The organism is Paenibacillus solani (assembly GCF_001277345.1).
Classification (GTDB): Bacteria; Bacillota; Bacilli; order Paenibacillales; family Paenibacillaceae; genus Paenibacillus_AQ; species Paenibacillus_AQ solani.
Window position 1 is genome coordinate 185,237 of record NZ_LIUT01000006.1, and the last position, 26,591, is coordinate 211,827.

A 26,591-nucleotide genomic window follows, 5' to 3' on the forward strand; every position below is an offset into this window, starting at 1 on the left:
CATGAGTAAAGAGCCTCTACTGAAAGTGAACAATCTAAAAACGCATTTTCACACCGAGCGAGGAGTAGTGACGGCCGTGAACGGCGTCAGCTTCTCCATGAACAGCGGTGATATTATCGGTATTGTCGGGGAATCGGGCAGCGGTAAGAGCGTAATGTCGCAATCCATCATGCGATTGCTGGATCATACGGATGCGGTCGAATACGAGGGCGAGGTTATTTTTGAGAAGGAGAACCTGCTCTCCCTCTCACAGTCTCGATTACGAGCGATCCGCGGAGACCAAATCTCCATGATATTTCAGGACCCGCTTACCTCCCTGAGTCCTGTATATACGATTGGAAACCAAATTGGCGAAGCCATACGGCTCCATCAGAAGAAGTCCAAGAAGGAAGCCCATCAGCAAGCTGTCGAGATTCTGCGGTTGACCGGCATTCCCTCCCCGGAAGTGAGGGTGAACGAATATCCTCATCAGCTGTCCGGAGGAATGCAGCAGCGGGCGATGATCGCCATGGCGCTTTCCTGTGAGCCGCGATTGCTGATTGCGGATGAGCCGACAACCGCGCTAGATGTTACGATTCAGGCGCAGATTTTAGAATTGATTGCTGACCTGAACCGCAAAATGGGTATGGGCGTGCTGTTTATTACGCATGACCTGGGCGTTGTCTCCGAAATCTGTACAGGCGTGAAGGTGATGTATCTGGGACAGATCGTCGAGGAGGCTCCTACGGATCAGCTGTTTCAAACGCCGCTGCATCCATACACGCAAGGGCTGATCCAATCCATCCCCAAGCTGGAAGGGGACAGGAATGAGCCGCTTCATGTCATTGAGGGAACGGTGCCGTCTCTGACGGATATTCCGCAGGGCTGCGGCTTTTCTACACGATGCCCTTATGCCGATGAGCTATGCCGTACCTCAGAGCCACCCATGCGAATAGCTACTACAGAGCATCGCGTGAAGTGCTGGCATTACGAAGCCATAAACGAGCTGGAAGGGAGGGAGACGACCGTTGGAACAAGCAAATGAGCAATCCATCTTAACAGTAAGCTCCCTTCACAAGCAGTTTCCGGTGTATGGATCATTCGGCAAGCTATGGGGTGCAAAGGCGTACGTGAACGCCGTAACGGATGTTTCGATCCAATTGTACGAAGGAGAAACCTACGGCCTGGTCGGCGAATCAGGTTCGGGCAAAAGCACGACAGGACGCGCCATCCTCGGGTTAACCCCGGCAAGCCAAGGGAACGTCTTATATCGGAATCGCGATGTGGCGGCCATGTCGAGGGAGGAGATGCGGAAATTCCGCAAGGATGTTCAGCTTGTTTTCCAAGATCCGTTCTCTTCCCTCAATCCAAGGAAAAGGATCGGCCGGATGCTGGAGGAGCCCTTGATCATTCATAAGATGGGGGACAAGGCGGAGCGTCAGGAACAAGTATTTCGTATCCTGAAGACGGTAGGATTGCAGCCGGAGCATGCTTTTCGGTTTCCCCATGAATTCTCAGGCGGTCAGCGCCAGCGGCTGGGATTGGCGCGCGCACTGATCATGAATCCAAAGATTATCGTGTGTGACGAGCCAGTCTCCGCCCTGGACGTATCCATCCAGTCGCAAATTCTGAACATGCTCAAGCGGCTCCAGCAGGAACTGAAACTAACCTTGCTGTTCATTACGCATGATATCAGCGTGGTCCGGTATATATCGGATCGGATCGGCATTATGTATCTAGGGAAAATCATGGAGGAAGCATTGACGGATGATCTATTCCATGAGCCCCTGCATCCTTATACGAAAGCACTGTTCTCGGCTGTACCTGATTTCAATCGCAGCCGATTGAAAGAACGGATTATACTGCGGGGAGAGATCCCGTCGCCGATATCGCCGCCTAGCGGCTGCGTGTTCCATACGCGCTGCCCATATGCAACGGATGTCTGCAAGACAGACATACCGGCTGTGAGGGAAGTAAGGCCGGGTCATAAAGTAGCCTGTCATCTTGTTGATTAGAGTTGCACCATCTTAAACCATAAAGGAGAGCATGACCATGACAACGTTAAAAATCGTAGCGGGCCAGGATCAAATATTCAATGAGGCTGGGTTTCAGATCGCTGGAAATCATGACCCGAATCTGGAAGGCGGCCTGTCTCCGAGAGAGCTGCTGGAAGCGTCCTTGGCGCTGTGTGTGTCCATCTCACTCCAAAAAATAATGGCGTACGACGGCGTGGATTATGATAAGTCTTCCATACATATTGAAGTGTCATCGGTAAAGGCAGAGGATAAAACGAATAAATTCTCGCATTTCAACGTGCTTGTTACACTGCCGTCATCGCTGGAGCCCGCTTACAAGGAGAAGCTGAAATCGGTTGTAGAGCGTGCATGCACTATCGGCAATACACTGAGAAACGGAGCCGTCGTTGAACTGACAGAAGCGAATGAGCCCGTTGAAAACGAATAATTAAGCGTAATAGCAGACTCAAACTTATTTGATAGTTAGTATGGTGATCCTACACGTCAATAAATGAACAACAGCCTTAGTCCCGCTTGGACCCGCGGAGCTAAGGCTGTTGTTCTTAAGAGATCATGCCGTGTATGCGGAGTACGTGCGCAGCCACATGGATTCTCTGTTAAGGGATGGTTACAATGGCTGCTGCATTTCCCGCTCAAAGGCGACAATCCAATCCCCTTGAATGGCGGCATAGCCGGTGTCTCCCTCTACCACCAGACCGTATAGATTCTTGACATCGAGGAACTCTTTTCGCTCTCCATTATCAAATTCGAGCGTAATGTAGTAATACGTGCGGGATGAATTGCTGGAATGCATCATACCATTGTTGTCGTTGTGATGATTGGTATTGTGCCGGACGTCCATGCGTTTGGAGACAACCCGGGCATACTCGGACGTGCGCGGTGATTTGGCATTCTTAACATAGCGGGCGCCATTGAAGATCAAGCCTCCAATCACAACCACGAATCCGATTCCAATTATAATGGGGACCAGCGTGAACATAAAATCAAAACCTCCGCCAAAAGACGGCCCCTGGGGCATCATGGAAGGCACTCCTCCTGTCCGTTATTCTTTTATTGCTTATATACGGCAAAGATCATCAAAATGTTTCAAATTTTGGAATATCTCTATGATTTAAGTATTATTTGTATTACAATGAATAATACTTAATACATGAACATAAAGAGAAGGATACGTATTCATAAACATTATGGGGAGAGGAGCGGATCTTACGATGATTATTTCATTGCAATTGGATAGTGATGTCTCTCTGTATGAGCAGCTTCGCAACCAGATTGTTATCGGTATTGCTACAGGTGACCTTGCACCGGAGGAAAGGCTTCCCACAGTTCGCCAGCTGGCAGATGATTTGGGAATCAATACGATGACGGTAAACAAAGCGTACTCGCTGCTTAAACAGGAGGGCTATATTGTGATTGATCGCCGTCACGGTGCTAAGGTAAGCCCGCTTCCACATCATCGTTCCGAACCTTCGCGGGAAATGATGGAAGAGCTTCAATTGATCATTGCCCAGGCATCGATTCAAGGAATCGGCCTTGCCCGTTTCCAGGAGCTGTGCTCCAGCATTTTCTCCACGATGGCTTATCCGCAGTCTGAATCATGAGAAAGAGAGGGGATTGACTTGCTAACCGTAATTCTAACCATTAACGCCATCATCTGTTACGTAGCCTTGCTTGCGACGTATAAACCGCAGGCTAAATACAAGAATGGCATGTTATTCTCGGTTACCTTGCCGGAGCATGCGATGGAGCATGAGGGGATTCGTAACATACAAACACAATTTAATAAAAGAATGAACCAGACGAGTTTAGGAGTGCTGCTCACATATATCCCATTCTTCGTTCTCCGTCCATGGTTTGCGTATCAGACGATCTATTTTTTGCTATGGCTCATGGTCTTTATGGTCATGATGGTCCTCCCGTTCCGGAAAGCATTCCGGCAGACGATGGCGTTAAAACGTGAGGAAGATTGGTTTGTCGGGTCCAAGCGGATGATTCTGGGAGACCTGCGCGTTGCGCAGATGAAGAATCAGCGCTCTGCCTCGCCATGGCTGTTTCTCATTCCTGCAGTGATGTCGATTGCGCTGATGCGTTGGGCCGTGTCCAAAGACTCCCAGCTGTGGGGCCTAGCGGTTGCCGGCATGGCGATGACGGTCCTTTTCTTCCTCATTTTACTTGCGATGCGGAGGACGAAAGCTAAAGTATACAGCATGGACAGCGAAGTCAATCTCGTATTAAATCAGGCAAAACGCCGGGCTGTCTCTTACCTATGGCTATTCATGGCTATCCTTGAGAATGTCTTTTTCCTGCTTGTGTTTCTATCCATAATGAACGAGAATCCATCCATGAATGGGGTCTGGCTTACGATCACACTCTTGTTTACAGCCATTCCGGTAGGGCTGGTGATTGCGGTCTATCACCGAATACAATCCCGGGAGCGGGAGATCCTGGAAAGTGACGGCAAAACCATTTATACGGACGAAGATGAGTATTGGGCAAGCGGTATTACCTACCATAATCCGAACGACAAGAGCATTTTGGTAACGAAGCGGGTGGGCATCGGAGAGACCATAAATACAGGAACCCTCGTTGGAAAAATAATCGCATGGGGGACAGTTGCGCTATTGGCGGCAGTCATCTTTGGGACTTCGTTCTTAATGATTCGTTCGGAGTTAACTTCGCCTGAGTTAACCGTTAATACGGACCATCAGGTTGAGATTCAATACCCGATGTATTCCTACAGCTTCGATATGGTGGACATTCGGCAGCTGTCACTCGTGGATAGCGTGCCCTCCGGCTCCAAAACCAATGGCGAGTCCACCAATAAGTACGCCCGCGGACATTTTCGTCTGAAGGATATCGGTAAATCGAGACTGTATCTGTACAAGAATAATCCTCCCTATATCCAGTTCAAGCTGGATGACGGGTATATTTTTTATAACGAAGAGGACCCTGCGAAGACCAAAGAGTTGTACGAGGAGCTGCGAGAGATGACAGGGGAGTAATTTCTTCATATAATAACCGCCTGTTCAACTTGAGAAGAGCAATTATAATGATGTATAGCTGCAGATCCTGCATTTAGGGTCGCAGCTTTTTTGTAATAACGGTAAGGACTTTTTACTGCGAGAAAGAACGGTTCAGCCGTCGATAGATTATATGGTTCTCAAGCCCTATTTCCGCTTCGTTGGCACGTCTTAAGATAAAGATTGTTGAGAAATTGACTAGTTTGCTGACGTATAATATGAAAAAACCTTCATTTTTGAACCGTTAACAGATAGAAAACGTATGAACTTAATAGGACCTAAGAATGACAGACAAAAGGGAGTGGACACAGCTCAGATGGATGGCACTTATAACTTATATATCGTTGCGCTTTCGGTCGTGATTGCAATTCTTGCATCATACTCTGCATTGAATATTACGTCTCAAATCTGGGAGGCGAACGGAAAGTCCAAGTTCTTCTGGCTGTTAGGCGGTGCCTTGGTCATGGGAAGCGGCATTTGGTCCATGCATTTTGTCGGTATGCTGGCAATGCACATGAATATGGAAGTGAAGTACGATGTTCCTCTGACCATCATATCGATGCTGGCTAGCGTTATCTCCTCCTTTATCGCATTTTATATTACGATGCCCAAGGATATTAATTGGTTCAAAATTGCTATTGGCGGGCTCGTGATGGGAAGCGGTATTGTGACCATGCATTACATAGGAATGAATGCGATGATCATGTCCGCAGACATCCGGTATGATCCCGGTCTTTGGGTGTTGTCCGCCATCATCGCCTTGGTTGCTTCCTACGCAGCATTATTATTGTTTCTGCGTTTTCGGCATCGCGGCAAGACCAGTTTTGGTAAGTGGGGATCGGCCGTCATTATGGGTTTTGCTGTCTGCGGAATGCATTATACAGGCATGAAGGCCGCGAGATTTGAATCTCATGCCGGAATGATCATGGAACAGTCACAGTCAATGGAATTCTTTCTTTTGTACAGTGTGACTGTAACGATTTTTGTTATTTTGCTGGTCTCTTGGGGGGCTATGTTCTTCGATCGGCATGTGCTGGAGAAGCTGGCCTTTCAGGATACGATTACGGGATTACCCAATAGAAATGAGATGAATCGATTCTTTGAGACCCATTCCGGAACGGAAGAGATCAGTATCTTATTCGTGGATTTGGACCAATTTAAGGCGATTAATGATACGCTGGGGCATAATGTGGGGGATTTGCTGGTCCAGGAAGTAGGTAAGCGTCTGAGCCGCTTCATTCACAACGGGCAGCAGGTCTTTCGTATTGGAGGGGATGAGTTCCTGATCATTCTCCAGCAGAGCGATCCCGTGTATGCCCAGCAAGTAGCCGAGGACGTACTCGAGAAAATAAAAAACGTATATCATATCGACGGTAACGAACTATATGTGACGGCCAGCATCGGAGTCAGCATTGGCTGCGTTCATAGTTCTGACCGTACTACCCTGCTCAAGAATGCGGATACTGCCATGTACAAAGCAAAAAGGCTTGGCAAGAACCAGCAATGCCTCTACAGCGAGGAGATGGGGATTCAAGAGGTTCGTAAGATGGAGTTGGAGAAGGATCTGCAAAGAGCGCTGGAGTTAAGGGAGTTCTTCATTGTATACCAGCCCAAATGGAATGTGCGGACGGATCGCTTGGTTGGGTTTGAGGCATTGATCCGCTGGAGGCACCCGCGATTAGGTGTGGTATCTCCGCTTGAGTTCATTCCGATTGCCGAGGAAACCGGACTCATCATCCCGATAACCCGATGGATGCTGGAGGAAGCGTGCAAACAGTCCAAAGCTTGGCAGGAGAGAGGTATCATTCAGCCGGTCTCGGTCAATTTATCGATCCGGTTATTTCAAAGCGATAATCTGATCGAGCTCGTACAGCATGTGCTGGAAATGGCGAATCTGAAGCCGCATCTGTTAGAGCTTGAGATTACAGAGTCCATGGTACTGCATGATGTGAATGAAGTCATCCGTCAGCTTGGTAGCATCCGTGCCTTGGGGGTCAAGGTTTCCATGGACGATTTTGGCACAGGCTATTCTTCGATAGGACTCCTTGATCGGATCCCGATTGATGCGTTAAAGCTGGATCGTCTGTTCACGAATGATTTGGATACACCCAGTAAGCGTGCGATCATCAACGCCATTGTGCTCATGGCAGAGAACCTGAACCTCGACGTCATTGCTGAAGGTGTGGAGAACAAGGAGCATATCGATTTTTTAACCGAACTGGGGTGCCATGTTATGCAAGGGTACTTTTATGGCAAGCCAATGGATATTCATGAGATCGATATCTGGATATACGAGCATGAACATAAGGTAGAAGAGACAGGATTCTTTGAGGACAAAAAAGTGGAAGTGACATAACGAATTTAAGCGATAGCGGGCACGTGAGGTGTCCGCTGTGCTTATGCCGACAGAAGATGATGCGTTCTGATAGGACAAAACGATGTATTCGCTGCAGCTTGTGATGAAACGGGGTAGATGATGACAAATTCTGATGTTTCCTGGGTTAAAATTACGTTTAAGATAGAAAAAGATAGGTCTCATAACATTGAACGTGAAACATAATCTTAAGAGGGTCCGTCTGAGGAAAGGATATCGGCATGAGGTGATGTATGTCTATTCGTCTGGAAATAGAAGTCGTGTGTGTTCAGCTTGGAATTGACATCAATAAATTTTTAAGGGAAGCTCCCAAAGACAAGGACAAACCCGAAAGTCCTCCCAAGTCTTCTTCGTAATTTCAGGTACCACCTCTACTGTTACTTCAAAAATATTTAGGTTCCAGGACAACATGGCTATTTGCTGAAGACTCCTCCATTCCACGAGATGTAGGATCATTTCAATAAGGATAATCATCGCTAAATAGAAGCGGAAGAGGGAAAGTGTGGCAAGGCACTCTTAGAAACTGAGCCATGCTTGCTTGTGGTGCCCTATAACAGATCTTCGCCCTGAAGGTCTGTTTTTTCCCATTTTCATTATTGATAATTTAAGCATTCTATCAATGTCCTACTTCCATTGTATACAGAGCCCCTAGCAGCTCATTGTTAGAATGAGTTTTCAGTATATAAATACTTACATATAATCATCGATTACCGTCTAAATAACGTGTCATTATTTCTCGGGAAATAGCTGATCTCAGCGAATTGTCTGAAGTATTTAGTTATTTGCGCTAAATAATTCCATTTAAATAGGGATGTTATATTAACATCCTAAGGGATATCAAACAGATGAGTACAGTAAAACTGCAAGATGGTGATGGGAATGCCGATCATGTTCGTAATTCTATCGCCTGCTTTTTTAATAGGAGCGGGCATGAGAAAAAGGCAATCCCAACCGTCTCCGTGTGACGATGGGATTGCCTTGCTCAGGTTATTCGAACTTGATTACACCTGTGGTATGGAGCAGCACCAGCACTACGAGAACTGGTGCAACATAACGGAGCATGAACAGCCAGATCCGGAACCAGCCGGCTTTCAGGCCAGCCGAGTCTGCTGCCTTTTTCCAGAAGTAGCCTGCGAAGATGGTAGTGATGAGACCACCGATCGGAAGCAGAATGTTAGATGTGATGAAATCCAGCCAATCGAAGAAGCTCTTGCCGCCGATATCCTCAAGACCAGGTACAATGCCGAAGGACAGCACGGAGGGCAGACCGACGAGTAAAGTCAGCACGCTGATGAACATCACTGATTTTGTTCGCCCCCAATGCCAGCGGTCCATAATATACGAGGTAGGGACCTCTAATATGGAGACTGCAGAAGTTAAGGCAGCGATGGCTAGCAGTACGAAGAACAAACCTCCGAACAGAGCACCCAGCGGCATGGCCGAGAAGGCAGCTGGCAGAGCTATGAAGACCAAGCTTGGACCAGCATCCGGCTGAATGCCGAAGGAAGCTGTTGTCGGGAAGATGATAAGTCCGGCAATAAATGCATAGATCAGATCACCTGCTCCAATGGCGATAGTTGCCTGACCTAGCGATTGCCGCTTATCTACATAAGCGCCGTAGGTCAATAGAATACCCATTCCCAGCGAGAGTGAGAAGAAGGCATGCCCCAGCGCTACTAACGCCGCTTCCGGACTGAGCTTGGAAAAGTCAGGATTCAAGAAGAAGGAGACGCCTTCGCCGGCTCCTGGCAAGGTTACCGCACGAATCATTAACACGATCAGCAGAACAATCAGACTCGGAATTAACACCTTGTTGAACTTCTCGATGCCTCCCGAGATGCCTTTGGCTACCACCCATCCTGTAATCGCAATCGCGACGACTTGCCATATGACAGGCATGTACCCGTCCGTAAATGTCGTGAATTGACCGTTAAAATCGGTGTTGTTGTACAGATTTCCGCTAAACGACAGGACCGCGTAATGAAGCGTCCAGCCTGCCACAATGACATAGAAAGTCAGAATGAGAAACGGTGCGATAACCTGGAGTAACCCAAGATGACCAAACACTTTGGGCCCGCCCGCTTTAACGAAGGAAGTCGCTGCGCTTCCCCGTCCAGCTCGTCCAATGGCCAGTTCTGCTAGTAGTAAGGGCAAACCGATCACAATGAGACAGATGATAAAAAGTAGAAAGAAAGCTGCTCCGCCATTTTCCCCCGTAATATAAGGGAATTTCCACATATTTCCGAGACCGACGGAGCTGCCGATCGCAGCCAGAATAAAACCGGCTGAGGAGAAACGGTCCTGTTTCCCCGGTGAAGCTGTGTTGCTGTTCTGAGACTTCATAGATGTTCCCCCAGTTGCGTTTAAAGTTAAGTTCCTATATTATATTTCAAGTTCTGTCAGAAAGGCATAAGTATTTTTTCCTAAGGGAGGAAGAACTGCATTATTATTATGCTGTAAATACAAGGTTTTCCATACTTACATTAACCAAGATTTGCAAACCAATAAACCATAAATGCTAAGTTTAAAGAAATGAAGAGACTTTAGATAGGGCAAATCTCACAAATTCATCCTGCGGGAGATGAAATTTGGCGAGTATTGACAAATATCTTAGATTGTTGTATCTTTATATTAAGATAAAATTCCACAACAGGAATAATGAAAAGAGGGATATCATGATCAACAGCTTGACCCGAATTAATGAATTGGCCCAGAAACAGCGGGATGGAGCCCTCACTGCTGCGGAAAAAGAAGAACAACAAGCGTTGCGCAAGGAATATCTCCGTGAGATTCGCGGACAGGTACTGAGCACCTTTTCCGGATTAAGCATCGTCGATCCTGACGGGAACGATGTAACACCTGAGAAACTTCGTCTTGAGCAGAAGAAGCTGAGAGAAGATGAAGCAAGGAATGCAGATATTTAGTGACGGCAGTGGATGCCTGAAGCTAAGGATAAACGCAATCATATTAGGCAGGGTATCTCACCCTAAATATAGATCCAAACAATTAACTCCCGTAAGTTCTTACGAACTTGCGGGAGTTTTTTTATATAGCCCGTTATAATACATACAGTTTGTAACCTTTTGGAAGTCATGGATATCTAATTAGTGAGATTGATTTTATAAGAAAGCGCGGCGTGAAGGGAGGTTATTCTTTGGCACCGGAGACAGAGCAAGAATTAGAGGTTAAGCTCGCCAAGAAAGGAAACCATGAAGCATTCATCAATTTGATCAGGCCATTGGAATTGCAAATGTACAACATAGCGAAGGCCATCCTAAGACATGATGAGGATTGCGCAGATGCCTTGCAGGAAGCCATATTACAAGCATATAAATCACTTCCGAGCTTAAGAGAGGCATCGTTCTTCAAAACATGGCTGTTTCGCATCCTGATTAATGAATGCAACAGGATCCTCCGCAAAAAGAGCAACGTGGTCCCGTTACATAATCAGGAGGAAGCCAGGCACGTTACACCGAGCATCGATGTCCATATCGATTTACGGGAAGCGGTGTATAGATTGGAGGAAGTGTCCCGTACCATTGTGATTTTGCATTATTTTCGAGACTTGCCATTGCGGCAGATTGCGGAAATGCTTGATTTGAACGAAGGTGCCGTAAAGACGCGTCTTCACCGGGCCAGGGTCACGCTGTCGGAATGGCTGGCCAATCACAGGGAAAGGAAGGTTAACCTATGAAACATGACCTTAATTATGAACTTGAACAGGCCAAGGACGAAGTGGAGGAAGCGAAGCAATTGCCGAATACGATTCGAACGCGATTAGATCTTACGTATGAGTTTCTGGAGAACACGCCTCCCGTTCGGAAGAAGCTGCGTTTACCTGCTGCATTGATCGCGGTCGTGGCCTCGGTCTTGCTGATTATCGGTTCAGGTTACATTTCCCCCGTCATGGCGGAGGCTTTAAAAAATATACCGTTTATAGGAAGCATCTTCTTAAATAGCGGGGATGAGGGCCTCAAAACAGCCAGCCGACAGGGTATGACCATGGACATTGATCAGAGCGTGACGCTGAATAAAACAACGCTGAGCATCTCCGAGTTAATGTATGACGGAAGCCGTTTATCCATGGTGTTGTCCCTGGAAACGAAGGATGGCAAGAGTAAAGCCTTTCGAAGCTGGTGGGACCAGATGGGCAAGAACAATGAGGTGAATACCATTCGTTTCTATGCGGACGGCGAAGAGCTGAATTTTGGTTATGGAATGTCCAGAGCCATGGGAGAAGAGAAGAATTCGGTTATCTTGACCTTCTCTCCGCAAGGCTTGCCAGATGCATTCGATTTAGGTGTTGTTGTGTGGCATATAGAGGAGCAGGAGCCGTTCACCTTCAACATTCCGGTCAAGATCAGTGCCGCAGATCGTGTGAGTTTAAAGTCTGAAGAATCTAAAATCCATGATAATATCCATATGAACATTGACAGCTTAACCATCACTCCGGCTACCATGCAAATAATCGTAAGCATCTCAGGTAAAGCAGGACAGGACCTTAAAGAGTTCGAGCAATCCGTTCCTGATAAATATAAAATAACCGGGTTTCTTAACATCGATTACGAGGTGGTGAATGAAAAAGGAGACTTGGCTCAATCACTCGGTGGAAGCGGCTACGGATCGGATGGCGTGCTTAGAAATACCTACATGTACGAACCTTTCCCAACCAAGCCGAAGTCGATTACCATTAAACCTTATGTGCAGAATTCTGGAGATAAAATGTATATACCGGAACTAGAATTCCATATAACTGTAGAAGAATAAGCAGGTCATAGGTAAATATGCATGAAAAAAAGAGCGAGTTGTGATGGTGGCCGCATGGCTGACCAATCCTGCTCGCTCTTAATCGCTATTCAATCAAAATGCACAGCTCTTCTATCCAAACCGCTCCGTCTTATACCATTTGGATTCCCTGCCTGTAATCTTGTCCATAATCATGGAGTAGAAGGCCTTAACGGATATGACAAGGAACAGCTGGGCGTAGGTGAAGTAGGATACGCAGGATAGAATAAAATTGCGGGTGTTGCTCTGGCCAATATCGGTCGCAAGCGCCAGATTAATCTGCAGCACGTAAATGTAATACATGAGTGCCCAAGCAATAATAAGATACACATACACATCGCCTTGAAATTGAAAAGGGGAGACGACTGCCGGATTAAACAGCGCGATGATTTGATATACAATATTGGCGATAAAGATAATATCTGAAATAATGATAGCAATCATGAACCAGAAATAACTGGCCGCGTAATACAGCACATGCAGCTTGATCCGCCAGCTTGAATGGTCAAACAGATGGTGAATATTATCGGTAACGACGCTGTAGTTTCCTTTGGCCCAACGCTCTCGCTGCTTCATATATACCTTCAAGTCCTCGGGCTCCTGCTGATATGCCTCGGCTTGCGGTGCCAGGGCAATAAGCTGTCCCCGCGTCAGAATTTCGAATGAAATCGCGGTATCCTCCGTGATCGCCTGCTCGTCCCAGCCTCCGATATCCCGAATGAGTGCGGTTTTCACGATGAAATTCGTGCCCGGTATGGTGCCCAGCTTAAATAGCTGCCACAAACCGGTATGGTGCACACGCTGGATGGTCACCAGCTCCAGATTGATACATTGGGAGAGGAAGTTTCGCCCACGGTTACGGGCTTTGTTGCGTCCGAAGACCGCTCCGTAGCGCTCAGGCTCCTCCATGGCTTTCTGGGTCAAAAACAGCAGTGCATTCTTCTCCGGGGCGGCATCAGCATCGTAGACACAGATCCATTCCCCCGTTGCCTGCTTGAGCGCGTCATTCAGCGCGCCCGACTTACCGCCAGTTCCCGTTCGCTCCAGAATAAGAAAATCGCGGCCCTGGTAACGTTCATTGGCTTTTAGTGCTCGCAGACGCTCGGCGGTACGATCCTTGCAATTGTCAGCGATGACAATCACCTGCATTTTGTGATGCGGGTAGTTCATCTGCAGAATGTGCTCGACCGTTGCCTGAATAACCAATTCCTCGTTATGAGCAGGAACCATGACCGTTACGGTGGGGAAATCCTCCAGATTGCTGGGATTCACCAGCTTCTGACGGTTTTGTTTATGAATGAACAGAATGGCGCCTGCCATAATAATGATCGATTCCAGGACGGCAATCCATATACTGACGATGGAGACAACCAACAGAAAGTCAGTCACTGAATCTCCCCCGATCATATTTTTGTTTGACTTTCGCACGGAAGCTTAGGGTGGAAGCCGTCAGAATAATAATAACGATGAAGAAAACGATACTAACCCCGATGCATAAAGGGATAAACCAAGTGGTGTACGACATAGGATAGCAGCCCCCTTGTGTAATCATGATGTTTCATGGGTTAAATATACTCCCCGATCAGGTCGGTTTCGGTATTCCGTTCTAATGCCGAGATAACATCATCGATATTTTCGTATCGGCTGAATTGTTCCTTTTGGAACACAAGACCGCCGGCGCGGACGACAAGCTTGAGGGACATGCCCCTTTTATCGCGGAAGGGGACATTCATCATGGCGACTTTGATGCGATCCATCAGGCTTTTGAGATATTCCGGCTTGGTGAGTGGGCATAGAATGATGAAGCGTCCTTCTCCAATAGAAAATTTATAATCTTCATAACGAATCTGCTTCTGAATCGTGTTAGACAATTCCATAATTAGCTTGGCAAAACGGTGGGAGCCGACAGATTCTCTGGTCAGTGGAAGAAAATCGAGCTTAAACATCATGATGCAGAAGCTGTACTGATCGGAATAACGATTGGCCAGATTGGCTTGTTTGGTCAGCGTATCTTCGAATGCGTCTTTGCTGCCTAGCGAGGTATCGATGTCGATATCCGGGTTGGTTTTCCTTAATTGCTCAAGACGACGAATGAATCTTCGACTTCGCACGAGTGCCAGCTTAATGAAGATGGAAACGGCGGTATTGGCGGGCAGCAGCAGAATCCAGGACAGCGTGAGCGCGTTGATCGGAGCCAGCGTGGATAACCATACGAAATAAGTGACCAGGTACACAAAAATGGCAACCGTCGAAACGCCTACCGGAAGAAAAAAGCCGATCAATAACGCGGCCAGCGTACCAACGCTGAACAACAATTCCGTGAAGCTAAAATGTTGGTTTACATAGATGTTCCAAAATATAAACAGCTGCTGGAACATGGCGAGAGCAATCAGCAGAAAATAACCGAGTTCGACGCGACGTAAAGGGGTGGGTTTTTTCATGTTTTCCCTACTTTCTAAGCTCGTAAACCTATTATGCTGTAGTGAGGACATTCCATATGTTATTTAAAAATTACCCAATTGTCGATAGATTTATCGAACGTTGTCAAATTTTGTCTAGTGAATAACAAATTTTATGTTCTTTAACCCTGGTATTTCCCTTTTAAGGGGGTTTTGGGGAACGGAGATATGGTAGATAGTAGAGATTAACAACTTTAGATGTCACAGTAGATATTGTTCGTTTGTCTTATAAGTGGCGCAGCTTTCATGCCGAAAATATACAGAGCAAGAAGGTGTATCTGATGCGATTGGATCAAATGTATAGCAAATATAAGCCGATGATGTTCGGGCTGGCCTACCGGATGCTGGGAATTGCAGCGGATGCGGAGGACATTGTGCAGGATGTATTTTCTCAATACTTGCAGAAGGATCGGGGAGAAGTTTTGAACGAGAAAGCATATTTGGTCAAAATGACAACGAACCGCTGCATCAACCTGTTGAAATCGTCCAGACGTCAGCGCGAAACATACACCGGTCCCTGGCTCCCGGAGCCATTGCCGGATGTTGAAATGTTGTCGCGGTCCGATCCTGCGGAACGCCGCGAAACGATTGGTTATGCCTATCTGGTGCTGCTTCAACGGCTAACGCCGCTGGAGCGCGCTATTTATATCGCCAAGGATACGCTTGGTCTTGAATATCAGGCCATAGCAGAGATGCTTGGTAAGACAGAGATCAGCTGCCGCAAGACTTTCAGCCGTGCTAAGCAGAAAATGGGCCATCATTCGGAGAGGCCAGTGGGGGAAGGGACCCGGACGGAACAGCAGGAACGCTTTGTTGAAGCTTTCCTGCGGGCGTCCGATATGGGTAATTTCAAGCCGCTGCTGTCTTTCTTGAAGGAAGAGGTTACGCTGCTATCGGATGGCGGCGGCAAAGTGAGAGCGGCCATCAACCCGATCCTGGGCGTAGAGCGGGTACGTGCTTTCTTTGAAGGATTGTCTGCTAAAGGCTCGTTTCGAGAAGGCTTTGAACCTGTATCCGTAAACGGAGAGCCCGGTTTATTACTGAAGCGGGACGGCAGGGTTTCGAAAGTGCTGACGGTGGAGTGGGAACCTGACTTATCCCGTATCCGACATATTTATCTTGTAGTGAATCCGGATAAATTGCAGATGTTTAATCGAAACAGCCAGGGAACATCCCTGTAGCGACGGCGATCCGGTTCCAGGCATTGATCGTCGTGATGGCCAAGATCAGATCGACGAATTGCTTCTCGTCAAAATGCTTGCGCACACGTTCGTATACCTCTGCAGGAACGCCGGCTTCGGACAACTTGGTCACATGCTCTGTCAGTTCGATAACGGCCCTTTCCTCGTCCGAATAGATCGGGACTTCCCGCCACATTGGCAGCAGGAGGAGGCGGTCCACACTCTCGCCGATGGAGAGCAAGTCCTTGGAATGCATATCTGCGCAGAAGGAGCAGCCGTTAATCTGTGATGCCCTGAGCTTAATGATCTCGTATAGCTTGTGGTCGAGTCCGCTTTTCTGGGCCGCTTGCTCTAAGGCAAGTAGCGTTTTGAAGGCATCGGGATTGGCCGACCGGTAATTCATTCGAAGTTTCATGTTCATTGCCCCTTTACGGTGAGTTTTTGAAGTTCACCCATATGACAGTCTGCCATACAGAATTGTGACATGTTTCAGAGAAAAAAAGAAAGAAACCCTTAAAAGGAGGGGGAGGAAAGGCTAAAAAAAGAAACGGCGCTTCTTGGTAGAAGCGCCGCTCCGGGTTACCGTTCATGTCCATCGTGAGGGTTTCTTTGTCGTTTATTACGCGTTATATGTTATTGTCCAGCCTTAAGCGGAACGCGCAGGATATCGTCTCGCTTATGGGTGGTATATTTCGAAATATACACCTCAAGTTCAGTCTTGTCGAAATTTTCATACACGTCCATACGTTTATTGTTGTCATCGCCAAGCATACCCATCATGGCAGGCTTCCCATAGTTACGTTCTTGATCGTTAAGATAGTAGGTTCGGTTAACCCCGCCAAATTTGTTGTCCGAGCTCGAAGATTCCACATAGAGATTGTTGTCCTTCATATAATAGGTCCATGTGATCGGATAACCCGCAATGCTGGACGTTACGCTTTGATGCTCAGCCGAAATGCCGGTTAAGCGGATCGGATTGTTGTCTCCTTCATAGTCATCAACACGATGCTTGGCGACCAGGGACACCGGCTGGTTCAACAGGGAGGCTGCATTCAGTCCGGCCACTTCAAAGCGCAGTTCCGTTTTATTGTGTTGTCCCTGAACATACCCTATATTTCCGCCCAGTAGTGTTCCACCTATATCCAGTTGGTATTCCATGTAAGGAACCTGTGTGTATTTTTCTTCATGGTTCAGGATCAGCCGGACTTGGGTTGGCGTAATGATCATTTCATGGATCTTCGTTCCACCAGGCAGCTGATCAACAGGGATATTCAGCGTTTCCTTAAACGTTCCATTGTCCATTTGTTTCTTGGACAGGGCCATATTTAAGCTCCAAGTACCCTCTGCGGTTTCAAGTGTGCGATCATAAGTAAGCTGGAAGGCAGTTCCTTTTGCAAGCAAATGGTCGGACTTGAATTTTTGCTGATTTATAAATTCTCCGGCTGCACCTGGGGCTCCATTAAAGGAAGGCTCGGTTTCCTTGATACTCTCACCCTTGTCATTGATGGCCTGTACTCGCACCCAGCCTTTACTGCTCATCTCAGGATCCGTATACGTAATGGCCGTTCGGAGCAGGACATTTCCATCGGATTGATCGAATGACTGCAGGCTCACGCTGTCAATGCCATCTTTCTGGATAGGGAATACCTGTGTATTGGAGTTACTAGGGTCGTAGTTGAGGGACTGTGTGCCATTGCCGGTAAAATGGATATTCTCCATGGCAAACTCAATATCCGCTATCTGGCCGTCAGCGACCCAATCGGTTTCAAAATACCCTTGGAACACGCCCAGTTTCTCGTTCCACTGATGGGAGTCACGGCCCTCAATGGTACGGCCATCCTTATCTTTAAGCCCAATATGATCAAAGGCGACTTGCTCACCAGCCCGTGATCCAGGATCGAGACTGTAAAGCAGGACCGTCCGGTTCTCATCGATAAACGCCGTATGGACCGTTAAGGTTATGCCATCCTTTGTCACGGTTTGCTCAATCGTCTGGCCAAGCCCCTGTTCCAATGCGGTCTGGATACCAGCTCTGTAAGTTAGAAGATTGGACCAGTCATAGTTCAGAGCTGCATAGACCGGCGTTGCCATCAAGGCGACGGATATCCCCGTGATGATCGCAATACGTTTATGTTTGCGTGGACGAAGCGGAACAGGATCACCAGCGGCGATCTTCATTTCGTTCTGCTGGATACTGCTCCACATCCGATCAAAATCTGGATATGATACGTTATTCGCCGTTTTCATCTGGTCCTTCAGATTGTTCTCAAAACGATCCATATTGGTTCTCTCCCTTCAGCCAGAAGCTGTGATTATGTTCAAGTTTCTTGCGCATGATTTTCAATGCTTTGTGGAGCCTTGATTTAACCGTCCCTACAGGGATCTTCAGTGTTTCGGCGATTTCCGCCATCGACATCTCACCGATATAGCGGAGCGTGACAACGGCCATCAGCTTATCCGGAAGCTGCCGCAGTAATTTCCCCCATTCCGCCGCCGCTGCCTTTTCCAATACGATGGTGTCTACGGATTTAACCGATGCGGTGGTCTGCTCGTGGAGCCACTCGACCTGGCTTTGCTTGTCCCGCTGGGTCTGATTCCTTCTAAGCAGGTTCAAGCAATGGTTCATTGCGATGCGCATAATCCAGGCGCGTGTATGCTCAACGTTTCTCCAATCTTGACGAAATACGGTGACAAAAACGTCGTGGCAGAGATCTTCCGCATCTTGCGCGTTCCGCAGCATGTAGTAGCAGGTGCGGTACACATCCTTGTTGTAAGCATCGAATAACTCGCGTTCCGTCAATCCAAGGCACTCCTTTCTTCTTGTTATGTCTAATAAACAAATGACCCTTGAAAAGGGTTCATCTTTTTTGCAGTTTTTACCTAAATACAGGGAAGGGCTAAAGTCCGTGTCCAATTACTGTTGATTTCATTTTAACAAAAAAGAACATCTGACCCCGCTATAAAAGAAGGGCAGATGTTCTATGAATATCTACAAAGTTTGAAGCTGCTGACAGCTCAATTGCACACGCATATTAAAAGCATGTCCATAGTGGGGTACTACCGATGGCTTAAACGATGCGGAGCCAGCTGATTTGCACTTCGCCTTTCATAATAAGGAAGACGTCGGCTCGTTCCGTTAATCCCGTCAGCTCCGCTTGGACCGTTGTCCAAGCTTGGCGTCCGCCGGTCGGCAGAATGTTGCAGCTTCCAGCTGCAGGACCATCCGGGCTGCCGGTCCTAATGACGACCTCACCGCCTTGGATATGCCCGCTTACTCTGGCTTCGAACATTCTCGAAGCATCGCCCAGATCCACGTCATGAAAAGCGATCCATCCGGAATCGCCGGTTATACGAATGCTCTCGCCGCCTTCCCGGCACTCATCCAGGAAGACATCCTGATAGTCATCATAATTCACCGCTCGGACAGGCTCATGCAGTATGCGTGGAGGGATCGTTTCACCATCGACTTGAAGGACTGCGGTTTCCTGAAGTTGGCTGGAGGACGGCCCCGCCATGAGCGTATAAGTTCCCTTTTCAACGCAATAGCGGTCCCGGGTGACATCCCAGAACGCCAGTTCCTCCGCTTTAAGCTCAAAGCTGACCGTTTCCGAAGCGCCAGGGGCCAGATGGATACGCTGGAAGCCTTTTAACGTTTTAAGAGGACGGACGACACGGGAGGAGTTGGCTTTTACGTAGAGCTGAACCACCTCATCGCCGGCCAGCGGCCCCTCATTCCTCACGTCAACAGTGACGATGACACTGCCATCAGCAGATATTTCCGGCTGACTTAGCGACAGACCGCTGTAGTGGAAGCAGGAGTAGCTGAGGCCGTGACCGAACGGATACAGCACGTCTCCGTCAAAATATTGATAGGTCCGTTTCCCTTTGATGATGTCATAATCCATGAGGTCCGGAAGCTGCTCAGTTGACTTATACCACGTCATGTTTAAACGGCCGCCCGGATTGTAATCTCCGTACAGCACATCGGCTACCGCATGGCCCAGCTCCTGCCCGGCGTGGGATGTATAGAGAATGGATGGCACGTGCTCCTGTTCCCAGTTCACGGCGAACGGATACCCGCCTACGATGACAACCACGGTATGGGGATTGGCTTCGTACACCGCCTGAATTAAGGCTTGCTGAGCAGGAGGAAGGGTAATGTCAGGACGGTCGATCGTTTCCTTGCCGTTAATGAACGGACTGTTTCCAACGAAGATTAGGACAGTTTCAGCTGATGCTGCCGCAGCGGATGCCTCATCGATGCCATTCTGAACCGTTTCAATGGTAAATGGCGTTCCTGCCTCCCCGGTACGGCCAACCACCAGTTGTCCATCCTCGTTCACTAGGATCGGCTTGCCCTCCCAGTTTGTCATGATGAAGTTTCCATCCGGCAGCGCTTCAAAGCCGAAGGCCTCCTTCACGAACCAGCCGCGAGCTTCATCGGCTGCTGCGTGTAGTCCCGTCTCCGTTTCCGTTACGAATTTGCTGTTATCGACAAGTCGAAGCGTCACTGAGCCCCAGCCCCAGTCATTTCGCTCGAACACAGTTGCTTCGGAAGCTTCTGCCGTGCTTATAAGCGGTCCGCCATTCTCAGTTGAAGATAAGGACACATACTTACCGCTAACAGCAGAACGAAGACGTATCTGATCTAATCCCGTATGAAAATGGACGCTGCGATTCTGCATTTTCTCCTGCACGCCCTGCAGCGGCGTAATCCGGTATGGAGGCGTGCCGCTGTACCAATCTGTATATGCTTCGTTAGCCAGCGGTCCGATGACGGCAACGGATTTCAGCTGATCACGCTTAAGGGGCAGCAATCCGTCGTTTTTCAGGAGTACGATCGACTCCCGGGCTGCTCGCAGAGATAATTCGGCATGCTCGGGTGCGCATAGCTTCGACTCGGGCACATGGCTGTAAGGGTTCCGCTGCTCAAGATCGAATTCCCCTAGACGGAAGCGGACGCGAAAAGTATTACGCAGGGCATGATCCAGATCCTGCTCCTCAAGTAATCCTTGCTCTAATGCGTCGCGAAGAGCACGGAAGGAGATGTCCTGATCATCGGTAATACTGTCGATACCGGCTTTGACGGAGCCGGCAACAGCCTCTGCATAAGAAGACATATACTGATGATCCATAACAGTGCCGAGCACGTCGCCCGCGTCTCCGACAACGAAGCCGTCCATGCCCCATTCCTGTTTGACGATGGTGTTCACTTCCTGGTTTAGGTTGCAGGGGATGCCATTGATGCCGTTATACGCGGTCATCATGGAACCGGCTTTGCCTACGCGGAATGGTGCTTCGAATGCCTTCAGATAATACTCGCGCTTGTTTCGCGGATCAATGCTTACCGATGCGCTGCCGCGGTCAACTTCATTATTATTGCCGTAGAAATGCTTCAGGGTGGCCACCGTTTTATAGTAGAAGGGGTGATCTCCCTGCATACCTTTCACAAGTCCGGTAGAAAGTTCTCCAGTCAGATGGGGATCCTCGCCATAGGCTTCCTCCGTAAGCCCCCAGCGAGGGTCACGCTCCATATCCACCGTGGGTGCCCAGATGGTGAGTCCATGGATGGCCCGGTCACGCTGGTAGTATACGCGGGCTTCATCCGCGATGACCGATCCGATCTTCCGCATCAGCTCAGGGTTCCAGGTACATGCAAGGCCGGTATTTTGCGGGAACACCGTCGCTTCGCCAAGCCATGCCACACCGTGTGTGCCCTCGGTGCCATGTTTATATTTGTGCACACCTAGGCGGGGGATTTCCGCCTGGTATTGGCACATTAATTCGATTTTCTCGTCCAGTGTCAAACGGGATACAAGATCGCTAACCCGCTGTTCCAGCGGGAGATCCGGATTCTGGAATGGAAAATTCATCAGCAGGACCTCTTTTCTGTGTATGATTTGGTATGGAAACGCTCTCAGATATCCGTGCAGCCAAAACATCAGTGCAGGCAGATGCTGCGGAGGACAATTCTATCATAACGTTCAAACCGGGGTCATAATACACTAGAAATTAGCGTTTTTTTCATGTGATTATTGGACGAGAGCGATAGAGTCGGTGCCTGAAATCGGTGAGCATAAACATGAGGTAGGCGCAGGAGGGGCGGGCTTGGCAGAAGATCCTGTGGCGTGAAGCTCCTATTACATTCGGCAAATTTCTTTGGGACAAGACTCACAATGGCAAATGTTGCGTAAATAGTCCGGATCATTGAGTATAATGCGTCCTCGTTCAGTTGAAATCACGCCATTATCCTTAAGCTCGTTCAATATACGATTTACGCTTTCCCGGGTAGAGCCGATCATTTCTGCCATTTCCAGATTCGTTATTCGCTTACCAATCATGGACCTTGCGTCCTTGCCTGTTCCATTTGTGCCGTACATATTGTGAAGCCGCAGCAATAGAGAGCACAGGGCACCAGATTTGCCATGCAGCAGCAGATCGCGCAATTTACTCTGTGTCGTGCGCTGCATTAGCGCCATCCAACTCATATATTCCACAGCGAAATCTCCGTTGCTGCGTATGATTGTATCCAGTTTTTCCTGGGGGATGACCCCAATCTCACTATCTTCCAAAGCTTTAGCTTCGAATTGATGGACGGCTCCTCTCAAAGAGTTGGGTTCTCCGAACAAATCGCCGGGAATGTGTAGCGAGAGGGTGGCAGACATGCCCCCCTCTAGCAGCTTGGATACTTTCAAGCTTCCCCGGTTTACCAAATACAATTGATCCGCACGATCGTTTTCCTCGTATAGATAATCACCGGTAAACAATAGAACAGGCTCGGCCATTTCCCGGATTAAGGCAAGGTTCGCCGGTGAATAGACAGAGGAAGTGGCTGCCGGATACAGCCCTCCGTTCCTTGAATTGGACCTTGTACTCCTGCTCTGTTTCATACAATCTACTCCTTTTTGTAAGTTTATTATTCCGCATGCTGATAGTCCTCATTGGTCAATTTGAACGTATCGGTCAGACCTGAGGTAAGGTAGATTTGATGGTCAGTGGTGACGAAAATAGCCTCGGCATCGCCCCGGCTTGCGATGAATCGTCGTCCTTCATCGAGCCCAAGTGAGAATACGGACGTCGACATGGCATCAGCATCCATGGATGTGTCAGTCACAATCGTGACGCTCAGCAGGTCATTATCGACCGGATACCCGCTAAAGGGGTTCAGAATATGGTGATACAATTTCCCATCTGCTTCGAAGAAACGTTCATATACGCCTGAAGTCACGATGGTCTTGTTGACGACTTTCAGTGTGCCCAGGTGCTGGCCTCGCTTTTCCCCCGGGTCTTGAATGCCGATATTCCAGGGTGAACCATCCGGTTTCGCGCCCATGGCAAGGATATTGCCTCCGAGGTCGATGATGGCTGAGTGGAAGTCCTGCTGCTGTAAGTAATCAGCGATAACATCCGCCGCATACCCTTTGGCGATGGCTCCCAGATCCAGCGACATTCCTTCTTTCTTCAACAGAATGGAATGCGTTTGCGGATTCAAGACCACATCCTTGTAGCTCATTCGCTGCATAGCGGCACTTAACTCATCCTCTGCCGGTACGGCAGGGTTCTCGCTGCCGATTCCCCAGAGGTCTACAAGCGGACCGATGGTTGGTTCGAAATGCCCGCCGGAGGCTGCAGCGTAATCAATGGCAGTCTGGATGACCTTGAATGTATCGTCAGATACGCTTTCTTCCTTTTTCCCTGCGGCTTGGTTCACTCGGTCAATCTCGCTGCCTGCCAGCTGCCGGTTCATTCGTTGATCGATCCTCTCGAGCTGTGTGCCTATTTCTTCGAAATGCTGTGAGGTCATCCGATCATCGTACACACGGACGCTTACAATGGTATCGAATATAAAATAACGTTCGGTTGCCGGTTCAATGGTGGCGGCAGTCTTCTGATCCGCTGTGGATGCACAGCCCATAGGACCAACCAGCAGCAGGGTAAGCATGGTGAATAGGCTGATGTAGGAAAGCAGCTTCCTGTGCATGACAGTGCCTCCTCTTTTTATTCCTGATACATTCTCATACGAGTTCCGATGATATCAGCGTATCAGACCAGCCCCCTTCTGAATGTGAGAAAAATCATTTCTGGCCCTTGCCGCAGCCCTGATAATGAAGATAAGCAAAGCGAACTGGAGAGATGCTGATGAAACGCGGAGATATTGGAATAGCGCTCGTACTGATCGTTGCTGTTGCCTGGTTTGGGATTTCCAAATTTGTAGGGGATGACGGAGCGGCACAGGGTACCTATGCCGTAATAGAAGTGAATGGCAAGCATTATGATACCGTGGCGCTTACGGAAGAGTCGCGAGATATAGAAATTCGGACAGAGCGGGGATATAACCTCCTGAGAGTCTCACGCGGGGGGATTGAGATGATTGAGTCTGATTGCCCCGATCAGCTCTGCGTGGGATTTGGTCACATCCATGATGTGCATGAAACCATCGTATGTTTACCCAATCGTGTGTTCGTCGAAGTGATCGGAGAACAAACCGAAGGAAGTGAGCCGGATGCCGTTGTCAACTGATCCTTATGCGCTTCGCAAGCTGGTGGTGATATCCATCTGCGCATCCTTGTCAGTAGTGCTTGGCATTGTGGAGGCCCTGATTCCGTTTGCAGTGACGATTCCCGGCGCAAAGCTGGGCCTGGGCAATATCCTGGTGCTGACCTGTCTGGTTTGTCTCGGGGGCCGAGATGCCCTGTGGCTTATTGTCTTAAAGACCTTGCTGACAGCCTTTATACTGGGAAGCTTCTCGACTTTTCTGTTCAGTATGTTTGGCGCCCTTGCCAGTTATCTGGTCATGTATGTCATGCTCAGGCTGGGAGGAACTCAATTCAGTTTAACAGGTGTTAGCATAGCAGGAGGAGTAGCACATAATGTAGGCCAATTGACGGCAGCCTCGCTGGTGCTGGGAACCACGAAGATCTATTATTATCTGCCATTCCTGCTGGGGGCGGGGATCGTGACTGGGATTTTTGTCGGATGGGCTGCTAAGCATCTGATTGAATCCTTACGGCGTATCGATCCGTTCGGCATGTTTCATACGGAAAGCTAAGGAGGCGTTAGAACATGGGCACAACCGACAAGTCAGAGCATGCCGTCCTACTCAAGCATGTTTATTACGGACAGGGCTGTACGAATGTGCTCAAGGATGTCTCCCTGGCAATTCCTCATGGTCAGTGGGTATGTATTGCAGGAAGAAACGGGGCGGGCAAGTCCACGCTGATTCGGCTTCTGAACGGACTGCTTCTGATGACCCGAGGACGCATTCTAATTGATGGAGTGGAACAAAACGGCTGCACCCTGGGTGAGATACGCCGTCATATCGGTATGGTGTTTGCCAATCCCGACGATCAGTTTGTCGGTCTGACTGTAGAGGATGACATTGCGTTTGGTTTGGAAAATCTGTGCCTGAACCGTGAGGAAATGGAGCAGCGGATTCGGTTGTATGCGGAGCGATTGGACATTGTTCATCTACGGCATCGACACCCGGCAACGCTGTCCGGAGGACAGAAGCAGCGGGCGGCGATTGCTGCCGTGCTGGCAATGGAGCCTGCCATCATCGTGCTGGATGAAGCAGCCTCCATGCTCGACGAGATGGCAAAGCGAGACCTGCTGGATCTGATGCGGGCCATGCATGACGAGGGCAGGTACACGATCATATCCGTCACCCATGACGTGGAGGAGATGGCCGAGGCTGACCGGATGATCGTGCTGGATGACGGGATGATCGCGGCGGACGGCAGTCCCGGAGAACTGCTGTTGCAGGAAGAGTTGCTCGAGCATTGCAGGCTGAAGGCTCCATTTGCCCTCCAGCTATGCCGGGAGCTGAAGGCGCGGGGGATCGATATCGGCGAGCTGGTTAGGGAGAAGGAGGTGCTGGAAGCGTTATGGGCATATCATTCGAAGAGGTATCTTACTGCTACCGGGACCGGGGGATGACCCCCATTTTGGGCCTCGATGGTTTTCATCTGAAGCTGGAAGAAGGCCGAATGATTGCCGTCCTCGGTGCGCCGGGCTCGGGCAAATCGACGTTCCTCCAGCATTTGAATGGATTAATCCGGGCGGATGAGGGTGTGATTCGCATACTGGACTATCGCCTCGATTCAGCTGAGAAGGGCAAAATTCCGGCCAGTCTGCGGCAAAGAGTCGGCCTGGTGTTTCAATATCCCGAGCTGCAGCTGTTTGAAGAGACAGTGGAGAAGGATTTATTGTTCGGGCCGCTTAATTTCGGGCGGAGCAAGGACGAGGCTGCCGAAGCGGTCCGCAGGGCGGCTTCCTTCGTCGGCTTGGATGAGGAGCTGCTAGCGCAGAGTCCCTTCAAGCTCAGCTCGGGTCAGATGCGCAAAGCGGCCGTGGCCGCGGTATTGGCGGCTGATCCCGAGATTCTCGCCTTGGATGAGCCTACGGCTTCTCTCGATCCAGCCAGTCGCGAGGATTTGATGCAGCGGCTGCACGGATTAACGAGGGGCCAAGGCAAGACCGTTCTCATCGTCACCCACCGGCTCGAGGAAGTTGCAGCCTATGCGGATGAATTCGTTGTGATCAAGGACGGCAGAGTCATATTTCATGGAACGGCTCGGGAACTGGTGCACCGTCAGGAGGTACTGGAGCATGCGGGACTGATGGCTCCATCGTCTATGCGGATGGCGGGCAAGCTGGCAGCTCAGCTTGGAGTACAGCCTGCGGAGATGCCGGCGGATGCAGCGGCGCTGGCAGATTGGTACGCAGGACAGCTTGAATTGTAGGAAGGGCAAAGCTTA

The 26,591-nt window shown here is 49.0% G+C and carries 25 protein-coding genes; 14 read left to right on the forward strand and 11 right to left on the reverse strand.

What is annotated here, in order from left to right:
* Window position 1 precedes the first annotated feature (1 nt).
* Genes AM231_RS22150 through AM231_RS22160 form a run of 3 tightly spaced genes read left to right on the forward strand, consistent with a single transcriptional unit; the run spans window position 2 to window position 2,442 of the window.
* The gene (locus AM231_RS22150; RefSeq protein WP_054404548.1) at window positions 2–1,024 is read left to right on the forward strand and encodes an ABC transporter ATP-binding protein; all 1,023 of its coding nucleotides are present in this window, start codon (window positions 2–4) and stop codon (window positions 1,022–1,024) included.
* Window positions 1,008–1,994 carry an ABC transporter ATP-binding protein gene (locus AM231_RS22155; RefSeq protein WP_054404549.1) on the forward strand — a complete coding sequence of 329 codons (987 nt, stop codon included), beginning with the start codon at window positions 1,008–1,010 and terminating at the stop codon, window positions 1,992–1,994. The genes AM231_RS22150 and AM231_RS22155 overlap by 17 nt, the downstream gene beginning before the upstream one ends.
* 37 nt (window positions 1,995–2,031) lie before the next feature.
* Window positions 2,032–2,442 (forward strand): OsmC family protein, encoded by a 411-nt coding sequence (locus tag AM231_RS22160; protein ID WP_054404550.1) that lies wholly within the window; start codon window positions 2,032–2,034, stop codon window positions 2,440–2,442.
* A gap of 180 nt (window positions 2,443–2,622) precedes the next feature.
* On the opposite strand, the gene AM231_RS22165 is transcribed toward AM231_RS22160, so the two are convergent.
* Window positions 2,623–3,036: a DUF2500 domain-containing protein gene (locus AM231_RS22165; RefSeq protein ID WP_054404551.1), complete on the reverse strand. Its 414-nt coding sequence runs from the start codon at window positions 3,034–3,036 to the stop codon at window positions 2,623–2,625.
* A 190-nt stretch (window positions 3,037–3,226) separates the two neighbouring features.
* On the opposite strand from AM231_RS22165, the gene AM231_RS22170 reads away from it, so the two are divergent.
* From AM231_RS22170 to AM231_RS22180, 3 genes are all read left to right on the forward strand, one after another.
* Window positions 3,227–3,616, forward strand: a complete 390-nt coding sequence (locus AM231_RS22170; RefSeq protein ID WP_053490335.1) for a GntR family transcriptional regulator — start codon at window positions 3,227–3,229, stop codon at window positions 3,614–3,616.
* An 18-nt stretch (window positions 3,617–3,634) separates the two neighbouring features.
* The gene (locus tag AM231_RS22175) at window positions 3,635–5,017 is read left to right on the forward strand and encodes a DUF5808 domain-containing protein (RefSeq protein WP_054404552.1); all 1,383 of its coding nucleotides are present in this window, start codon (window positions 3,635–3,637) and stop codon (window positions 5,015–5,017) included.
* Between the two features lie 334 nt (window positions 5,018–5,351).
* Window positions 5,352–7,391, forward strand: a complete 2,040-nt coding sequence (locus AM231_RS22180) for a bifunctional diguanylate cyclase/phosphodiesterase (protein ID WP_054404553.1) — start codon at window positions 5,352–5,354, stop codon at window positions 7,389–7,391.
* A gap of 1,005 nt (window positions 7,392–8,396) precedes the next feature.
* Here AM231_RS22180 and AM231_RS22185 read toward each other — a convergent pair.
* A complete protein-coding gene (locus AM231_RS22185) occupies window positions 8,397–9,752 on the reverse strand; it encodes a sodium-dependent transporter (RefSeq protein ID WP_054404554.1) in 1,356 nt (451 codons plus the stop codon).
* Window positions 9,753–10,084: 332 nt separating this feature from the next.
* Between AM231_RS22185 and AM231_RS22190 the strand changes: the two genes are divergently transcribed.
* The 3 genes from AM231_RS22190 (at window position 10,085) to AM231_RS22200 (ending at window position 12,176) form a co-directional block, all read left to right on the forward strand.
* On the forward strand, window positions 10,085–10,333 hold the full coding sequence (locus tag AM231_RS22190) for a DUF896 domain-containing protein (protein WP_054404555.1): 249 nt from the start codon (window positions 10,085–10,087) through the stop codon (window positions 10,331–10,333).
* A 230-nt stretch (window positions 10,334–10,563) separates the two neighbouring features.
* Window positions 10,564–11,103 (forward strand): sigma-70 family RNA polymerase sigma factor, encoded by a 540-nt coding sequence (locus tag AM231_RS22195; protein WP_054404556.1) that lies wholly within the window; start codon window positions 10,564–10,566, stop codon window positions 11,101–11,103.
* Window positions 11,100–12,176: a DUF4179 domain-containing protein gene (locus tag AM231_RS22200; RefSeq protein WP_054404557.1), complete on the forward strand. Its 1,077-nt coding sequence runs from the start codon at window positions 11,100–11,102 to the stop codon at window positions 12,174–12,176. Before AM231_RS22195 ends, AM231_RS22200 begins: the two co-directional genes overlap by 4 nt.
* 111 nt (window positions 12,177–12,287) lie before the next feature.
* Here the strand turns inward: AM231_RS22200 and AM231_RS22205 are convergent, their stop codons facing one another.
* From AM231_RS22205 to AM231_RS22210, 3 genes are read right to left on the reverse strand one after another with little or no spacing between them, the layout of a single operon-like run.
* The gene (locus AM231_RS22205) at window positions 12,288–13,583 is read right to left on the reverse strand and encodes a glycosyltransferase family 2 protein (protein ID WP_054404558.1); all 1,296 of its coding nucleotides are present in this window, start codon (window positions 13,581–13,583) and stop codon (window positions 12,288–12,290) included.
* Entirely contained in the window at window positions 13,576–13,719 is a 144-nt protein-coding gene (locus tag AM231_RS29245; RefSeq protein ID WP_165593456.1) for a hypothetical protein, read from the reverse strand. Before AM231_RS29245 ends, AM231_RS22205 begins: the two co-directional genes overlap by 8 nt.
* Before the next feature lie 40 nt (window positions 13,720–13,759).
* Complete coding sequence (locus tag AM231_RS22210; RefSeq protein WP_054404559.1) at window positions 13,760–14,635, reverse strand: GGDEF domain-containing protein; 876 nt, start codon at window positions 14,633–14,635, stop codon at window positions 13,760–13,762.
* Between the two features lie 299 nt (window positions 14,636–14,934).
* Here AM231_RS22210 and AM231_RS22215 point away from each other — a divergent pair, with 299 nt between their 5' ends.
* On the forward strand, window positions 14,935–15,834 hold the full coding sequence (locus AM231_RS22215) for a sigma-70 family RNA polymerase sigma factor (RefSeq protein WP_054404560.1): 900 nt from the start codon (window positions 14,935–14,937) through the stop codon (window positions 15,832–15,834).
* Here AM231_RS22215 and AM231_RS22220 read toward each other — a convergent pair.
* The 6 genes from AM231_RS22220 to AM231_RS22245 all read right to left on the reverse strand — a co-directional run bounded on the left by AM231_RS22220 (window position 15,803) and on the right by AM231_RS22245 (window position 23,815).
* Complete coding sequence (locus AM231_RS22220) at window positions 15,803–16,249, reverse strand: carboxymuconolactone decarboxylase family protein (protein WP_054404561.1); 447 nt, start codon at window positions 16,247–16,249, stop codon at window positions 15,803–15,805. The two genes, AM231_RS22215 and AM231_RS22220, sit on opposite strands and share 32 nt — an antisense overlap.
* Window positions 16,250–16,467: 218 nt before the next feature.
* Window positions 16,468–18,114, reverse strand: coding sequence for a DUF4179 domain-containing protein (locus tag AM231_RS22225; RefSeq protein ID WP_054404562.1), 1,647 nt, complete (start codon window positions 18,112–18,114; stop codon window positions 16,468–16,470).
* Window positions 18,101–18,634, reverse strand: a complete 534-nt coding sequence (locus tag AM231_RS22230; RefSeq protein ID WP_054404563.1) for an RNA polymerase sigma factor — start codon at window positions 18,632–18,634, stop codon at window positions 18,101–18,103. Before AM231_RS22230 ends, AM231_RS22225 begins: the two co-directional genes overlap by 14 nt.
* A 268-nt stretch (window positions 18,635–18,902) precedes the next feature.
* Window positions 18,903–21,707 (reverse strand): glycoside hydrolase family 3 protein, encoded by a 2,805-nt coding sequence (locus tag AM231_RS22235; RefSeq protein ID WP_054404564.1) that lies wholly within the window; start codon window positions 21,705–21,707, stop codon window positions 18,903–18,905.
* A gap of 267 nt (window positions 21,708–21,974) precedes the next feature.
* Window positions 21,975–22,724 (reverse strand): Crp/Fnr family transcriptional regulator, encoded by a 750-nt coding sequence (locus AM231_RS22240; protein WP_054404565.1) that lies wholly within the window; start codon window positions 22,722–22,724, stop codon window positions 21,975–21,977.
* 26 nt (window positions 22,725–22,750) lie between these two features.
* Window positions 22,751–23,815 (reverse strand): FAD:protein FMN transferase, encoded by a 1,065-nt coding sequence (locus tag AM231_RS22245; RefSeq protein WP_054404566.1) that lies wholly within the window; start codon window positions 23,813–23,815, stop codon window positions 22,751–22,753.
* 158 nt (window positions 23,816–23,973) lie between these two features.
* On the opposite strand from AM231_RS22245, the gene AM231_RS22250 reads away from it, so the two are divergent.
* From AM231_RS22250 to AM231_RS22265, 4 genes are read left to right on the forward strand one after another with little or no spacing between them, the layout of a single operon-like run.
* Window positions 23,974–24,354, forward strand: coding sequence for a NusG domain II-containing protein (locus AM231_RS22250; protein ID WP_054404567.1), 381 nt, complete (start codon window positions 23,974–23,976; stop codon window positions 24,352–24,354).
* Window positions 24,338–24,883, forward strand: coding sequence for a Gx transporter family protein (locus tag AM231_RS22255; protein WP_054404568.1), 546 nt, complete (start codon window positions 24,338–24,340; stop codon window positions 24,881–24,883). Before AM231_RS22250 ends, AM231_RS22255 begins: the two co-directional genes overlap by 17 nt.
* Window positions 24,884–24,897: 14 nt before the next feature.
* Window positions 24,898–25,770: an energy-coupling factor transporter ATPase gene (locus AM231_RS22260; RefSeq protein WP_054404569.1), complete on the forward strand. Its 873-nt coding sequence runs from the start codon at window positions 24,898–24,900 to the stop codon at window positions 25,768–25,770.
* Window positions 25,719–26,576, forward strand: a complete 858-nt coding sequence (locus AM231_RS22265) for an ATP-binding cassette domain-containing protein (RefSeq protein ID WP_054404570.1) — start codon at window positions 25,719–25,721, stop codon at window positions 26,574–26,576. The genes AM231_RS22260 and AM231_RS22265 overlap by 52 nt, the downstream gene beginning before the upstream one ends.
* Window positions 26,577–26,591 lie beyond the last annotated feature (15 nt).

Excerpts from the sequence above, each read along its gene's own strand:
- AM231_RS22265 (WP_054404570.1), top strand. The coding sequence starts at position 25,719 with ATGGGCATATCATTCGAAGAGGTATCTTACTGCTACCGGGACCGGGGG.
- AM231_RS22260 (WP_054404569.1), top strand. The coding sequence starts at position 24,898 with ATGGGCACAACCGACAAGTCAGAGCATGCCGTCCTACTCAAGCATGTT.
- AM231_RS22255 (WP_054404568.1), top strand. The coding sequence starts at position 24,338 with ATGCCGTTGTCAACTGATCCTTATGCGCTTCGCAAGCTGGTGGTGATA.
- AM231_RS22180 (WP_054404553.1), top strand. The coding sequence starts at position 5,352 with ATGGATGGCACTTATAACTTATATATCGTTGCGCTTTCGGTCGTGATT.
- AM231_RS22250 (WP_054404567.1), top strand. The coding sequence starts at position 23,974 with ATGAAACGCGGAGATATTGGAATAGCGCTCGTACTGATCGTTGCTGTT.
- AM231_RS22170 (WP_053490335.1), top strand. The coding sequence starts at position 3,227 with ATGATTATTTCATTGCAATTGGATAGTGATGTCTCTCTGTATGAGCAG.
- AM231_RS22235 (WP_054404564.1), bottom strand. The coding sequence starts at position 21,707 with ATGAATTTTCCATTCCAGAATCCGGATCTCCCGCTGGAACAGCGGGTT.
- AM231_RS22245 (WP_054404566.1), bottom strand. The coding sequence starts at position 23,815 with ATGCACAGGAAGCTGCTTTCCTACATCAGCCTATTCACCATGCTTACC.
- AM231_RS22215 (WP_054404560.1), top strand. The coding sequence starts at position 14,935 with ATGCGATTGGATCAAATGTATAGCAAATATAAGCCGATGATGTTCGGG.
- AM231_RS22240 (WP_054404565.1), bottom strand. The coding sequence starts at position 22,724 with ATGAAACAGAGCAGGAGTACAAGGTCCAATTCAAGGAACGGAGGGCTG.
- AM231_RS22225 (WP_054404562.1), bottom strand. The coding sequence starts at position 18,114 with ATGGATCGTTTTGAGAACAATCTGAAGGACCAGATGAAAACGGCGAAT.
- AM231_RS29245 (WP_165593456.1), bottom strand. The coding sequence starts at position 13,719 with ATGTCGTACACCACTTGGTTTATCCCTTTATGCATCGGGGTTAGTATC.
- AM231_RS22210 (WP_054404559.1), bottom strand. The coding sequence starts at position 14,635 with ATGAAAAAACCCACCCCTTTACGTCGCGTCGAACTCGGTTATTTTCTG.
- AM231_RS22200 (WP_054404557.1), top strand. The coding sequence starts at position 11,100 with ATGAAACATGACCTTAATTATGAACTTGAACAGGCCAAGGACGAAGTG.
- AM231_RS22160 (WP_054404550.1), top strand. The coding sequence starts at position 2,032 with ATGACAACGTTAAAAATCGTAGCGGGCCAGGATCAAATATTCAATGAG.
- AM231_RS22185 (WP_054404554.1), bottom strand. The coding sequence starts at position 9,752 with ATGAAGTCTCAGAACAGCAACACAGCTTCACCGGGGAAACAGGACCGT.
- AM231_RS22190 (WP_054404555.1), top strand. The coding sequence starts at position 10,085 with ATGATCAACAGCTTGACCCGAATTAATGAATTGGCCCAGAAACAGCGG.
- AM231_RS22165 (WP_054404551.1), bottom strand. The coding sequence starts at position 3,036 with ATGATGCCCCAGGGGCCGTCTTTTGGCGGAGGTTTTGATTTTATGTTC.
- AM231_RS22220 (WP_054404561.1), bottom strand. The coding sequence starts at position 16,249 with ATGAAACTTCGAATGAATTACCGGTCGGCCAATCCCGATGCCTTCAAA.
- AM231_RS22150 (WP_054404548.1), top strand. The coding sequence starts at position 2 with ATGAGTAAAGAGCCTCTACTGAAAGTGAACAATCTAAAAACGCATTTT.